The sequence below is a fragment of the Streptomyces sp. 11-1-2 genome (assembly GCF_003595545.1).
GTDB classification, from domain to species: Bacteria; Actinomycetota; Actinomycetes; order Streptomycetales; family Streptomycetaceae; genus Streptomyces; species Streptomyces hygroscopicus_B.
In genome coordinates this window covers 9,634,454-9,647,058 of record NZ_CP022545.1, presented here as the reverse complement: position 1 = coordinate 9,647,058, position 12,605 = coordinate 9,634,454, and the positions used below count along the sequence as shown (strand labels likewise).

Sequence of the window (12,605 nt, the reverse complement as noted above, 5' to 3'; positions counted from 1 at the left end):
GGAACGCGAGAGACGCGAGAGACGCGCGAGAGATGCCGGTGAACGGAGCGCGGGCCCGGCGCGACCAGATCGTCCACCTCGCCACGACCACGGGCCTGACCAGCGTGGAGGAGCTGTCCCGCGCCTTCGGCGTCACCGCCTCGACCATCCGCCGCGACCTCGCCCAGCTCACCGCGGACGGGCGGCTGGCGCGGACGTACGGCGGGGCGATGGCCCTGGTCGCCCACCCGGAGGCGTCGCTGCGCCAGCGCACCGGCGAGGCGTTCGAGGCCAAGCGGGCCATCGCGCGCTGGGCGGCGTCGACGATCCGCACCGGGGAGACGGTGCTGCTCGACGCCGGTTCGACGGTCGGCGCCCTCGCCCATGAGCTGCGCACCGCCGAAGGACTCACGGTGGCCACGACCGGGCTCACCGCGCTGCAGGAGCTCGCCGATGTGGAGACCGTACGGGTGGAATGCCTCGGCGGTACGCTCCGGCCGCTGAGCCAGAGCTTCCTCGGCCCACTCGCCGAGGCGGCCCTGGAGCGCATGACCTTCGACCGGGTGTTCCTGGGCGCCGACGGGGTGACGGCCGAACACGGCATCTGCGAGGCGGATCTGAGCCAGACCCGGCTGAAGGAACTGATGGCCCGCCGGGCGGACGCGGTGTACGTACTGGCGCACTCCGCGAAGATCGGCCGCCGCCCCTTCCACACCTGGGTGCGGCTGCCGCCCGGCTGGACGCTGGTGACCGACGACGGCGCCGACCCCCACGAGATCCGGGCGCTACGGGCTCAGGGAGTCGAGGTCACGATCGCCGGGGGCGAGTAACCGCCGCCCCGCGACGCCCGCGGCCATTGGTCCGCCACACATGAGGGTCGCGCCCCCATCACGTGCGGCCGTGCCACGACTCCCACAGCGCGGCATACGCACCCCCGCGCGCCACGAGCTCGTGGTGCGGGCCGAGTTCGCTGATCCGTCCGTCCTCCATCACCGCCACCCGGTCGGCGTCATGCGCGGTGTGCAGCCGGTGGGCGATCGCGATGACGGTACGCCCCTTGAGCAGGGCGGCGAGGGAGCGCTCCAGACGGCGGGCCGCACGCGGATCGAGCAGCGAGGTGGCCTCGTCCAGCACCAGGGTGTGCGGATCGGCCAGCACCAGCCGGGCGAGGGAGAGCTGTTGCACCCGGTCCGGTGCCAGGGCCGCGCCACCCGCCCCCACCCGCGCGTCCAGCCCCAGCTCCAGGGCCCACTCCCGGGCCCCGACCGCGTCCAGCACCCGCTCCAGCTCGGCGTCGGCCGCCTCGGGCCCGACGATGAGCAGATTCTCCCGGAGCGTTCCGGAGAAGACGTACGTCTCCTGGGTCACCAGGGCCACCTGGCCACGCAGCCGGTCCGGGGAGAGCGCGGTGAGCGGCACCCCGCCGACGGTCACCGAGCCGGTGCGCGGTGCGTGGATCCCGGCGAGCAGGCGGCCGAGGGTGGACTTCCCCGCGCCCGACGGCCCGACGACCGCCAGCCGCTCCCCCGGCTCGATCTCCAGGTCGATCCCGCGCAGCACATCCCGGCCGTCCCGGTAGGCGTAGCGCACTCCGCGCAGCGCCAGGCCCCGGTGCCGGGGCGCGGCCGTTGTGGGGGCGTCGGCCCCGGGCCCGGGGGTGCGGTGGACGCCCCGCAGCCGGGCCAGTGAGGCGGCGCCCGCCTGGAGGTCGCCCAGGCAGTACAGCACCGTGTCGACCGGGCTCAGCAACTGCTGGACGTAGAGGGTGGCCGCGGTGACCGCGGCGAGCGAGACCATGCCGTGGAGCGCGAAGAGGCCGCCCAGCACCAAGGTCGCGGCCACCGGCAGCAGATAGGCGGTGTCGATGACCGGCAGAAAGACCGTGAGCAGCCCGATCGTATGGCGTTCGGCCGCGTAGGACCCGGCGATGTCCCGGTCCGTACGCTCCGCCCGCCGCCCGGCCAGGCCCAGCGCCTCGACGGTACGGGCCCCCTCGACGGTCTCGGTGAGGCCCTCGGTGATCCGCGCGTAGGAGGCGCTCTGGCGCAGGAACGCCTCGCGCGACCGGCCGAAGAACCACCGGGCCGCGACCCACAGGACCGGGACCCCGATCAGGCAGGGGAAGGCCAGCAGCGGGCCCACCACGACCAGGGCGCCGAAGGTGACGGCGATGGTGACCAGGGCGGTCATGGTGGCGGGGACCGCGCGCCGCACACAGCCCGCGAGCACCTCCACGTCCCGGATGCTGCGGGTGACCAGATCGCCCGCGCCCGCCCGTTCGACGGTGGCCAGCGGCAGGGCGAGCACATCGCCGACGAACCGCTCGCGCAACGCGGCCAGGACCTGCTCGCCCAGCCGCGCCGCGGCGTACGTCGCGGCATGGGTCAGCAGCGCCTGGACGATGACGAACGCGCAGATCAGCAGCGCCGTACGGGTGATGGCGCCGCCGCCGTCGCGGGTGTCCTCCACCAGGTCGCCCAGCAGCCGGGGGCCCACCAGTCCGCAGCCCGCGGCGAGCGCGTACAGGACGAGCACGGCGGTGAGTTCGCGCGGGTGGCGCAGCGCCAGCCGCCGGGCGTAGGCGCGGGTGTCGCCGGCCGGGGCGACCGGCAGCGGGGTGTGGGTGCTCATGCCGACTCCTCCCGCGCGACGACGGACCGGTAGCGGACATCGGTGAGCAGATCGGCGTGCGAGCCCTGGGCGACGGCCTTCGCGCTCTGTACGTAGACGACGTGGTCCGCCCGGTCGAGCACCACGGGGCTGGTGGTGAACACCAGCGTGGTCCGTCCGGCGCGCAGGTCGCTCACCCCGCGCGCGATACGGGCCTCGGTGTGGGCGTCGACGGCGCTGGTGGGCTCGACGAGGATCAGCACCTCCGGGTCGGCCATGAGCGCGCGCACCAGGCGCAGCCGCTGCTGCTGGCCGCCGGAGAAGTTGCGCCCGGACTCGGCGACGAGGTCGTCGAGCCCGTCCGGGAGCGCCTCGGCGATGTCCCGCGCACAGGCGGCGTCGACGGCCCGCTCCAGCTCCGCGTCACTCCCCCGGCCGCGGAGCTCCTCGCGCAGCGGACCGGCGAAGAGGCGGTCGTCGTTGTCGGCGACGAGGATGCGGCGGCGTATCTCGTCCGGGGGCAGATCGCCGAGCGGGGTGTCCCCGAGGGTGACGGTGGAGTCGGTGTAGCGGCCCAGCCGCGCGGCGAGGGTCGCGGTGTCGGCGGGGGAGGCGCAGGCCACGGCGGTGAACCGGCCCGGTGCCACGATCAGCCCGGAGGCGGGGTCGGCGAGCGGGGCGGGCCCCTCGTACGGAACGGGACCGTCGGCCGAAGCGGGCCTCTCGTACGGGACGGGTCCCCCGTAGGGTCCGTCGTACGGAGCGGGTGCGGCGGCCTCCAGGGCGAACTCGGGCCGCAGCGCGAGAAACGCCGTGATACGGCTCGCGGCCACCTGCCCCTGGGTCAGCCGGCCGGCCGCGGTGGTGAGCCGGCGCAGCGGATCGACCAGGAAGACGGCGTAACCGTAGAAGGCGACGAGCTGTCCGGGGCCCATCCGCCCGCTCGCCACGTAGTGCGCGCCCAGCCAGACGACGACGGTGGTCAGCAGCCCCGGCAGCAGCACCTTGGCACCCTCCAGCAGGGCCTCAACCCGGGCCACCTCGACTCCGGCGGCGCGCACCCGCTGGGAGTCGGCGCGATAGCGGTCGGCGAAGACCTCCTCGCCGCCGATGCCGCGCAGCACCCGCAGCCCGCTGACGATGTCCACGGCGCGGCCGGTCAGCTCGGCCTGCTGCTCGCGCAGCCGCTGCTGGCGCCGGTGCAGCGGACGGATCAGCAGGGACACCGTCCCCACCATGAGCGGCACCCCGAGCAGCACCACCAGGCCCAGCTCCCAGGAGGTGTGCAGCAGGATGGCCGCCACGACGGCGATGGCGACGATGGCACCGCTGCCCCGGGCGGTTTCGGCGAGCGCCTCCCCGAGCCGGCCGATATCGGCCACTCCGGCATTCACGATCTCGCCTTTGGCCACCCGTTTCGGCAAGGTCGCCCCCAGCCGGGCGGCCTGGCGGGCGATGAGTTGTGCGGTGCGATAGGCGGCGCCCAGCCGGGTGGTGAGGGCGGCGCGGTCACGCAGAATTCCGGCGGCGGCCTGAATCGTCCCGAGGGCCACCACCGCACCGCCCCACCACAGGAGTGCCCGCTGGTCACGGGCGATGATTCCGGCGTCGATGGCCTTGCCGACGGCGGCGGGCACCAGGGCCTGGGCCAGCACATGGACAATTCCATAGAGAGTGCCAAGGAATATGGCATTGCGCTGATAAGCGGCAAGCCATAACAGATAGGATAGGGGTGAACGGTGGTCTGGATTTCCGGGATCCGGATCAGGAAAACGTCGCATGACGACGGCGATGCTAGCGACGCCGCTTCCGCCGGGCGGAGGAATTATCGCCCGCCTTCCCCACTCCTCGCGCGTTCGGCGCCGAGTCCATGCGTACATCCCAGGGGACCGGGGCACCCGCCCCGGAAACGACGTGGCCACCCGCCGACGAGCTTTGGAGGACACCGTGGCACGGCAGACCGACCCGACCCTCATCCACCAGACACAGCGAGATCCCGGGCCGCCGTCTCCGACCCCGTCGCCCGGTCCGGGCGGCCCCGAACCGGGTCCCGCACCGGGCCCCGTGCCCGGACCGCCTCCGGGGCCGCCGCCCGACCCGATTCCCACCCCTCCGCCCGAGCCGCCGCCGAACCCCACCCCCGGCCCCGCACCGGGCCCGTCCCCCGATCCGGTGCCCAAGCCGCCGGGCCCCGACCCGGTTCCCGATCCGTCACCGGCCCCGGGCCCGCTCAGGTGATGCCGTCGATGGGCCGCCCGGGCGCGGCGGAGGCCCGGGTGGCGTAACAGCGGTGGGTGCCGCGGCGGCCGGGGTGAGATCGTCGGACGGAATCGGACCGGAAAAGGAGAAGCAGATGTCCATCACCGCTCCGGCCCGCCCCGTCCTCGAACCCGCCGCCGCGGCATTCGCCGAGGCCACCGCCAAACCGCCGTATCCGTACCAGATGACGCCCGCGGAGGGCCGTCGCACGCTCGACGAGGCGCAGTCCGGCGAGGTGCCCAAACCGGAGGTGGACGAGGAGTGGATCAGCGTCGGCGGTATCCCGGCGGGCGGCGTCAAGGCGCGGATCGTCCGCCCTCCGAAGGCCGTCGGCACCCTTCCGGTGATTCTCTACATCCACGGCGCGGGCTGGGTGTTCGGCAACGCCCACACCCATGACCGGCTGGTCCGGGAGCTGGCGGTCCGAGTGGGCGCCGCGGTCGTCTTCCCCGAGTACGACCTCTCCCCCGAGGCCCACTACCCGGTGGCGCTGGAGCAGAGCTACGCCGTGGGCCAGTGGATCGTGGCCCACGGCCAGGGAGCGGGGCTCGACGCCTCCCGGATCGCGGTGGCCGGAGACTCGGTGGGCGGCAACCTGGCCATCGCCCTCACCCTGCTCGCCAAGGAGCGCGGCGATCTGTCACTGGTGCGGCAGGTGCTCTTCTATCCGGTGACCGACGCCGCCTTCGACACCGGCTCCTACGAGGAGTTCGCCGAGGGCTACTCCCTCACCTGTGAGGCGATGAAGTGGTTCTGGGACCAGTACACGACCGACCCGGCGCACCGCTCCGAGATCACCGCCTCCCCGCTGCGCGCCACCCCCGACCAGCTCGCCGGGCTGCCGCCCGCCCTTGTCATCACGGGCGAGGCGGATGTGCTGCGCGACGAGGGCGAGGCGTACGCGGCCAGGCTGCGGGAGGCCGGGGTGCCGGTCACCGCCATGCGGATGCAGGGGATCATCCATGACTTCCTGATGCTCGACGCGCTCCGCGACACGCAGGCCGCACGGGCCGCGCTCACCCTGGCCGTGGACACCCTGCGGGACGCGCTGGGCACCGCCTCGCCGAGGACTGCCTGAAGCCCGGCACCGCCTGAAGCCTGGCGAACGCGGGCCCCGGCTCAGCCTCCCGCGCCGCCCTTGGCCTGCTTGGCCTGCCGCTTGAGCTCCTGTTTATGGGCGCGGACCTTGTCCAGCGACTCGGGCCCGGTGATGTCGGCCACCGAGCGATACGCGCCCTCCTCGCCGTAGGACCCCGCGGCCTCGCGCCAGCCCTTGGGCCGGACCCCGAGCCGCTTGCCCAGCAGCGCGAGGAAGATCTGCGCCTTCTGCTTGCCGAAACCGGGCAGTTCGTTCAGCCGCCGGAGCAGTTCCTCGCCGGAGGAGGCATCGCGCCACATGGCGGTCGGGTCGCCGTCGTAGTGCTCGGCCAGATACCCGCAGAGCTGCTGGATGCGCCCGGCCATCGCGCCCGGGTAGCGATGCACGGCGGGCTTCTCCGACAGCAGCGCGGCGAACCGCTCGGGGTCGTGCGCGGCGATCTCCTGGGCGTCCAGCCGGTCTCTGCCCAGACGGCCCGCGATGGTGTACGGACCGGAGAACGCCCACTCCATGGGCACCTGCTGATCGAGCAGCATCCCGATCATCAGGGCCAGTGGGTCGCGCTCGAGCAGGGCGTCCGCCTCGGGTTGCTGGGCGAGACGAAGGCGTGTGTTCATCCCCTGGCCATACCCCGCCACCAGTCGCTACGAACCAGATGAAACGCGCATACCACCCAAAGGCATGCACACCATCACCAATTTGGCCGAATTGCGAGGTGTTAGGGCGCATGCGAATCTGGTGGCGAACCGCCGTGACATCGGAACACGGAGGCGAGTGACCATGTCAGCAACCGCGACTCGCCAACGACGCCATGACGACACTCCCGACACCGGCGGTGCCTTCCTGCGTCTGTCCCGGCTCCCGTCCGGGTCTGAGCGCGACGCACTGCGCGAGGCGATCATCTGCGCCTGGCTGCCCGTCGCCAAGCGCCTGGCGCTGCGCTTCCGCAACAAGGGCGAGAACATCGAGGACCTCACCCAGGTCGCCTCGCTGGCCCTGGTGAAGGCCGTCGACCGCTACAACCCCGACCTCGGGCATGCCTTCCCCTCCTATGCGATCCCCGTCATCACCGGTGAGCTCAAGCGCCACTTCCGCGACTATCTGTGGACACTGCACATTCCCCGCAACATCCAGGAGGTCCGCTCCCGCACCCGCTCCGCGCGCGACGCGCTGGAGCAGGAACTCGGCGGGCGCACCCCCACCATCCATGAGATCTGCCTCCGCACCGGTATGCCCCAGGAGGATGTGAAGGCGGGTCTGGAGGCCAGCGCCTCCTGCACCCCGCTCTCCCTCAACGCCACGGTCCAGGGCGCCGAGGAGCGGCTGCTCGCCGAGACGGTGGGCGCGGACGACGCCGCGATCGAACGCGTCGTCAACCGCGAGGCGCTGCGGGTGCTGATCGCCGAACTGTCGGAGCAGGACCGCTACGTCCTCTATCTACGGTTCTTCGCCGGGCTTTCGCAGAGCCAGATCGGCGAGATCCTGGGCTTCTCGCAGATGCACATATCCCGCAGGCTCTCCCGGCTCTACAGCGAGCTGCGGCAAGGGCTCATGGCCTACGCCTAAGCCGCAGCACCAGCCCCGCAACCCCCGGCAGGAGGTGGCCGATGCGCTCCGAGACCGCCCGTATCGCCGCGGACGATGCCATGCTCGTGGGCGATCTGGCCCTTCCCGACCAGCCCATCGGGGTCGTCGCGTTCGCCCACGGCAGCGGCAGTTCCCGGCACAGCCCGCGCAATCGCGCGGTGGCCCGGGTGTTGCAGGACGCGGATCTGGCCACCCTGCTGTTCGATCTGCTCACCGACGCCGAGGAGCGGGTGGACGCGATCACCGCCGAACTGCGCTTCGACATCCCGCTGCTGGGCCGGCGGCTGGGGGCCGCGGTGAACTGGCTCGGCGGGCATCCGGCCACCTCTGCGCTGCCGGTGGGGCTGTTCGGCGCCAGTACCGGCGCGGCGGCGGCGCTGACGGCCGCCGCGGAGCGGCCGGAGCGGGCGGCGGCCGTGGTCTCCCGGGGCGGCCGGCCCGATCTCGCGGGCGGTGCGCTGAACCGGGTGCGGGCGCCGGTGCTGCTGATCGTCGGCGGTGACGACCCCGAGGTGCTGCGGCTCAACCAGCAGGCGGCCGCCATGCTCGTCGCCCCGCACGAGATCCATGTGGTGCCCGGCGCGAGCCATCTGTTCGAGGAGCCCGGAACCCTGGAGGAGGCCGCCGGGGCGGCGCGTGACTGGTTCGTACGGATGGCCAGGCACCCGGCCCGGGGCGGCAAGCGGTGACGGACCGAGCGGTGGCGGACGGCGGCGGGGACGGCAGCAGCGGCTACGCGTCCGCGGCGGACGACCCCAGCACTTGGCGCAGATCGTAGGAGACCGGCTCCTCCAGTTGTTCGTAGGTGCACTGCCCGGGCTCCCGGTCCGGCCGCCAGCGCCGGAAGCGGGCGGTGTGCCGGAAGCGGCCGCTCTGCATGTGGTCGTAGGCCACCTCGCACACCCGCTCCGGGCGCAGCGGCAGCCAGGACAGATCCTTGACCCCGGTCCAGCGGCTGGGCGCGCCCGGCATCCGGCCCTTGGCATGGGCCTCCTCGCGCGCCCAGTCGGCCCAGGGATGGCCTTCGACGGTCTCCATGGCCAGTGGCTCCAGCTCGGCCATCAGCTCCTGGCGGCGGCGTGCGGTGAAGGCGGCGCTGACGCCCACGTGCTGGAGCCGGCCGGTGGCGTCGTACAGGCCGAGCAGCAGCGAGCCGACACCCTGGCCGGACTTGTGGACGCGGTACCCGGCCACCACACAGTCGGCGGTGCGCTCGTGCTTGACCTTGACCATCACGCGCTCGCCGGGGCGATAGCGCAGGTCGGGGCTTTTGGCCACGATGCCGTCGAGCCCCGCCCCCTCGTACTGCTCGAACCACTGCCGGGCCACGTCGAGATCGTCGGTGCAGGGGGCGAGGTGCACCGGGTCCGCGGCGTCGCGCAGCGCCTCGGTCAGCGCCTCGCGGCGCTCGCTCAGCGGGGTGTCCAGCAACGAGGCGTCGCCGAGCGCGAGAATGTCGAAGGCGACGAAGCCGGCCGGGGTGTTCTTCGCCAGCAGCCGCACCCGGGAGTCGGCGGGGTGGATCCGCTCCAGCAGGGCGTCGAAGTCCAGCCGTCCGCCGCGCACGATGACGATCTCGCCGTCCAGGACGCAGCGCGGCGGCAGGTTGGCGAGCAGCGCCTCGGCCAGCTCGGGGAAGTAGCGGGTGAGCGGCTTGGTGGTGCGGCTGCTGATCTCGATCTCGTCCCCGTCGCGGAAGACGATGGCCCGGAAGCCGTCCCATTTGCCCTCGTAACGCATCCCGGGCGGGATCGTGGCCACGGCCTTGGCCAGCATCGGCTCGACGGGAGGCATCACCGGAAGGTCCATGATGTCCGATTGTGCTCCTGTGGCGGGCCGCTCGCCCGCCGGGAGGCGGCCTCGGGCGGGCGGGCCTAGCGTGGCCGTATGGCAGAGTCGGTGGAGCTCACGGTCGGCGGTCGCACGGTGCGGGTGACCAACCCCGGCAAGGTGTACTTCCCGGAGCGCGGGTTCACCAAGCTGGACCTCGCCCGCTACTACCTGGCGGTCGGCGAGGGCGCGCTGCGGGCGCTGCGGGACCGGCCGACGACGCTGGAGCGCTATCCGGACGGGGTCGACGGGGAGTCGTTCTTCCAGAAGCGGGCCCCGAAGAACCTGCCGGAGTGGATTCCGACCGGCCGTATCTCCTTCCCCAGCGGGCGGCACGCGGACGAGATCTGCCCCACCGAGACGGCGGCCGTGGTGTGGGCGGCGAATCTGGGGAGCGTGACCTTCCATCCGTGGCCGGTGCGGCGCGGGGACACCGAACACCCCGATGAGCTGCGGATCGACCTCGACCCCCAGCCGGGCACCGACTACGAGGACGCGGTACGGGCCGCTGTGGAGCTGCGCGAGGTGCTGGACGGGCTGGGGCTGAGGGGGTGGCCCAAGACCTCGGGCGGCCGGGGGCTGCATGTGTTCGTCCCGATCGCGCCGGAGTGGACCTTCACCCAGGTGCGGCGGTCCGCGATCGCGATCGCGCGGGAGCTGGAGCGGCGGGCTCCGGAGCGGGTGACCACCAAGTGGTGGAAGGAGGAGCGCGGCCGGAAGATCTTCGTGGACTACAACCAGACCGCCCGGGACCGCACCATCGCCAGCGCCTACTCGGTGCGCCCCCGCCCCCATGCGCCGGTCTCCGCGCCGCTGCGCTGGGACGAGGTCCCCGACGCCCGGCCGCGCGACTTCGACCTGGCCACCATGCCGGTGCGCTACCGCGAGCTGGGCGATGTGCACGCGGACATGGACGAGCACGCCTTCCGCCTGGAGTCCGCGCTGGAGCTGGCCACGCGGGACGAGCGGGAGCACGGGCTCGGCGACCTTCCCTATCCGCCGGATCATCCGAAGATGGCGGGCGAGCCGAAGCGGGTGCAGCCGAGCCGGGCCAAGAAGTGATGGCCGGATCCGCCCGTCTGCGAGAATCGCGCCATGTCCGTCTTCGCTCACCCCGGCCGCCATCGGGTGGCGGTGCTGGTGCGCCACGGGCTGCTGCCGTTCGAGCTGGGCATGGCGCACCGGCTGTTCGGCCGGGCCGTATCGGCCGCCGGTGAGCCGCTGTACGAGGTGGTGACCTGCGCGCTCGTCCCCGGTGAGGTGCGCACCGACTCCGACGTCACGATGCGTGTCGCCCATGGCCCGGACGCGCTGGCCGAGGCCGACACCGTGCTCGTCCCGGCCGCCAACGAACCGGACGAGCCACAGGCCGAGGGCCGCCTGGGCGCCCCGCTCACCGGCGCCTTCGCCCGGATCCGCCCCGGCGCCCGGATCGCCTCGATCTGCACGGGGGCGTTCGTGCTGGCGGCCGCCGGGCTGCTGGACGGCCGCCGGGCGACGACCCACTGGCAGGAGGCCGACCGGTTCCGGGAACTGTTCCCGGCCGTCGCGCTCGACCCGGACGTCCTCTACGCGGACGAGGGCGAGGTGCTGACCTCGGCCGGGGACGCCGCCGGTATCGATCTGATCCTGCATATGATCCGCCGCGACCACGGTACGGCGGTGGCGGGCGAGGTCGCCCGCGGCTCGGTGGTGGCCCCGCATCGCGACGGCGGCCAGGCGCAATTCATCCGGCGGCCGGTGCCGGAGCGGCGCGGCGGCTCCACCGGCGCGGCCCGCGCCTGGGCGCTGACCCGGCTCGACCGTCCGCCGACCCTGCGGGAGCTGGCCGAGCGGGAGTCGATGAGCGTACGGACCTTCTCCCGGCGGTTCCGCGAGGAGGTGGGGATGACCCCGGTGCAGTGGCTGACCCAGCGGCGCCTCGAACGTGCCCGGCAGCTACTGGAGGAGACCGATCTGCCGGTGGACCGGATCGCGGCGGACGCGGGCTTCGGCACCGCCGCGTCGCTGCGGCAGCGTCTGCACACCGCCCTCGGGGTGTCACCGAGCGCCTACCGCGCCACCTTCCGGGGCGGCGCCGCCGCCCCCTAACGACGGGCCGTGAACTGGCCGGTGCCCAGGGTGTGGAACCACGTCTGGATCCGATGCTCGTTGTGGGTGGTGGCGAGCGAGAGAAGCAGCAGCAGCCGGGCCTTCTGCGGGGTCAGGTCCTGGGCGCCGATGACGCCGTGGACATCGGGGTCGTAGACCGCGCCGGAGCCGGTGCGCGAGGCGGAGACCATGACCACCCCGTTCTTGACGGCGTCGTCCCTGGCCTCGGTCATGGCCGGGGAGAGGCCGCCCGCCCCGGTGCCCGCGGTGACGATCCCGGCCGCCCCGGCGTCGGCGAACGCCTTGATGGCCTGGGGTCCGGCGCCCTGGTAGCTGTAGGCGATGTCGACCTTGGGCAGTGGCCGCCGGGCGATCCGGTCGAGGTCGAACGGGGTCTTCCAGGCGGGCTTGCCGCACTGCTCGACGCGGGCCGGCGCGCGGTTGACGCGGATGTGGTTCTGGTCGATGACGCCGAGTTCTCCGCTGCTGCCGCTGCTGAACGCGTTCAGCCGCAGGGTGTCGGACTTGCGCACCTCGCGGGCGGCGTGAATCTGGTCGTTGAGCATCACCACGGCGCCGAAGCAGGTGGTGCGCCCGCTGGCGGCGAGGTGGATCGCGTTGTAGAGGTTGGCCGGGGCGTCGGAGCCGATCACCGTCCAGGGCCGCATGGAGCCGGTGAGCACCACGGGCTTGTCGCTGCGGACGGTCAGGTCCAGCCAGTACGCGAACTCCTCCATGGTGTCGGTGCCGGTGGTGACCACGACCCCGTCGTTGAACTTCAGGGCGTGGTCGACGGCGGCGGTGAGCCGGCGGTACTCGGGGATCGTGTAGTTGTTGGAGTCCTTGTTGCCGAACTGCTGGGTGGTCACGTCGGCGATCCGGTTCACCTCGGGCCTGAGGTCGTTGACCAGCCGGGACACCCGGAGCTTGCCCGCCTCGTAGTCGTCGAAGGACACCTTGGACTTGCTGACGCCCGCGATGGTGCCTCCGGTGCCGATGACCGCGACCTTGGGGGTGGGCCTGGGGTGCGGCTCCGCGGCACCGGCGAGGGAGGCCGTGGTCCCCAGGGCGACGGCCACCAGAGCGGTCACTACGGTGAAGCGGCGGGCGAACTGAGCCATCGGGACGTCGTTTCATCGATGGGGTGGGT

Annotated in this window: 11 protein-coding genes; 6 read left to right on the top strand and 5 right to left on the bottom strand. The window is 72.9% G+C overall.

What is annotated here, in order from left to right:
* Window positions 1-32 precede the first annotated feature (32 nt).
* A complete protein-coding gene (locus CGL27_RS41580; RefSeq protein WP_078639238.1) occupies window positions 33-809 on the top strand; it encodes a DeoR/GlpR family DNA-binding transcription regulator in 777 nt (258 codons plus the stop codon).
* A 58-nt stretch (window positions 810-867) separates the two neighbouring features.
* On the opposite strand, the gene CGL27_RS41575 is transcribed toward CGL27_RS41580, so the two are convergent.
* Both CGL27_RS41575 and CGL27_RS41570 read right to left on the bottom strand, forming a co-directional pair.
* Window positions 868-2,610 (bottom strand): ABC transporter ATP-binding protein, encoded by a 1,743-nt coding sequence (locus CGL27_RS41575; RefSeq protein ID WP_119992642.1) that lies wholly within the window; start codon window positions 2,608-2,610, stop codon window positions 868-870.
* Window positions 2,607-4,244: an ABC transporter ATP-binding protein gene (locus tag CGL27_RS41570; RefSeq protein WP_240450822.1), complete on the bottom strand. Its 1,638-nt coding sequence runs from the start codon at window positions 4,242-4,244 to the stop codon at window positions 2,607-2,609. Before CGL27_RS41570 ends, CGL27_RS41575 begins: the two co-directional genes overlap by 4 nt.
* A 698-nt stretch (window positions 4,245-4,942) precedes the next feature.
* Between CGL27_RS41570 and CGL27_RS41560 the strand changes: the two genes are divergently transcribed.
* Window positions 4,943-5,926, top strand: a complete 984-nt coding sequence (locus CGL27_RS41560; RefSeq protein ID WP_119992639.1) for an alpha/beta hydrolase — start codon at window positions 4,943-4,945, stop codon at window positions 5,924-5,926.
* Window positions 5,927-5,967: 41 nt separating this feature from the next.
* Here CGL27_RS41560 and CGL27_RS41555 read toward each other — a convergent pair whose 3' ends face one another.
* Window positions 5,968-6,564 (bottom strand): HhH-GPD-type base excision DNA repair protein, encoded by a 597-nt coding sequence (locus tag CGL27_RS41555; RefSeq protein WP_119992638.1) that lies wholly within the window; start codon window positions 6,562-6,564, stop codon window positions 5,968-5,970.
* Window positions 6,565-6,727: 163 nt separating this feature from the next.
* Here CGL27_RS41555 and CGL27_RS41550 point away from each other — a divergent pair, with 163 nt between their 5' ends.
* The gene (locus tag CGL27_RS41550) at window positions 6,728-7,513 is read left to right on the top strand and encodes a sigma-70 family RNA polymerase sigma factor (protein ID WP_078639243.1); all 786 of its coding nucleotides are present in this window, start codon (window positions 6,728-6,730) and stop codon (window positions 7,511-7,513) included.
* 41 nt (window positions 7,514-7,554) lie between these two features.
* Window positions 7,555-8,223, top strand: coding sequence for a dienelactone hydrolase family protein (locus CGL27_RS41545; protein ID WP_119992637.1), 669 nt, complete (start codon window positions 7,555-7,557; stop codon window positions 8,221-8,223).
* Window positions 8,224-8,266: 43 nt separating this feature from the next.
* Here the strand turns inward: CGL27_RS41545 and CGL27_RS41540 are convergent, their stop codons facing one another.
* Window positions 8,267-9,343 (bottom strand): ATP-dependent DNA ligase, encoded by a 1,077-nt coding sequence (locus tag CGL27_RS41540; RefSeq protein ID WP_119992636.1) that lies wholly within the window; start codon window positions 9,341-9,343, stop codon window positions 8,267-8,269.
* Window positions 9,344-9,421: 78 nt separating this feature from the next.
* Between CGL27_RS41540 and ligD the strand changes: the two genes are divergently transcribed.
* Together ligD and CGL27_RS41530 are read left to right on the top strand one after the other, a co-directional pair.
* On the top strand, window positions 9,422-10,426 hold the full coding sequence (gene ligD, locus CGL27_RS41535; RefSeq protein WP_078639246.1) for a non-homologous end-joining DNA ligase: 1,005 nt from the start codon (window positions 9,422-9,424) through the stop codon (window positions 10,424-10,426).
* A 33-nt stretch (window positions 10,427-10,459) separates the two neighbouring features.
* Window positions 10,460-11,455, top strand: coding sequence for a helix-turn-helix domain-containing protein (locus CGL27_RS41530; protein WP_119992635.1), 996 nt, complete (start codon window positions 10,460-10,462; stop codon window positions 11,453-11,455).
* Here CGL27_RS41530 and CGL27_RS41525 read toward each other — a convergent pair.
* Entirely contained in the window at window positions 11,452-12,576 is a 1,125-nt protein-coding gene (locus CGL27_RS41525) for an asparaginase (protein ID WP_119992634.1), read from the bottom strand. The genes CGL27_RS41530 and CGL27_RS41525 overlap by 4 nt on opposite strands.
* Window positions 12,577-12,605: the final 29 nt, after the last annotated feature.

Bases quoted from the DNA above. Each gene is read 5' to 3' on its own strand.
- CGL27_RS41545 (WP_119992637.1), top strand. From the start codon at position 7,555: ATGCGCTCCGAGACCGCCCGTATCGCCGCGGACGATGCCATGCTCGTG.
- CGL27_RS41540 (WP_119992636.1), bottom strand. From the start codon at position 9,343: ATGGACCTTCCGGTGATGCCTCCCGTCGAGCCGATGCTGGCCAAGGCC.
- CGL27_RS41525 (WP_119992634.1), bottom strand. From the start codon at position 12,576: ATGGCTCAGTTCGCCCGCCGCTTCACCGTAGTGACCGCTCTGGTGGCC.
- CGL27_RS41550 (WP_078639243.1), top strand. From the start codon at position 6,728: ATGTCAGCAACCGCGACTCGCCAACGACGCCATGACGACACTCCCGAC.
- CGL27_RS41580 (WP_078639238.1), top strand. From the start codon at position 33: ATGCCGGTGAACGGAGCGCGGGCCCGGCGCGACCAGATCGTCCACCTC.
- CGL27_RS41555 (WP_119992638.1), bottom strand. From the start codon at position 6,564: ATGAACACACGCCTTCGTCTCGCCCAGCAACCCGAGGCGGACGCCCTG.
- CGL27_RS41575 (WP_119992642.1), bottom strand. From the start codon at position 2,610: ATGAGCACCCACACCCCGCTGCCGGTCGCCCCGGCCGGCGACACCCGC.
- ligD (WP_078639246.1), top strand. From the start codon at position 9,422: ATGGCAGAGTCGGTGGAGCTCACGGTCGGCGGTCGCACGGTGCGGGTG.
- CGL27_RS41530 (WP_119992635.1), top strand. From the start codon at position 10,460: ATGTCCGTCTTCGCTCACCCCGGCCGCCATCGGGTGGCGGTGCTGGTG.
- CGL27_RS41560 (WP_119992639.1), top strand. From the start codon at position 4,943: ATGTCCATCACCGCTCCGGCCCGCCCCGTCCTCGAACCCGCCGCCGCG.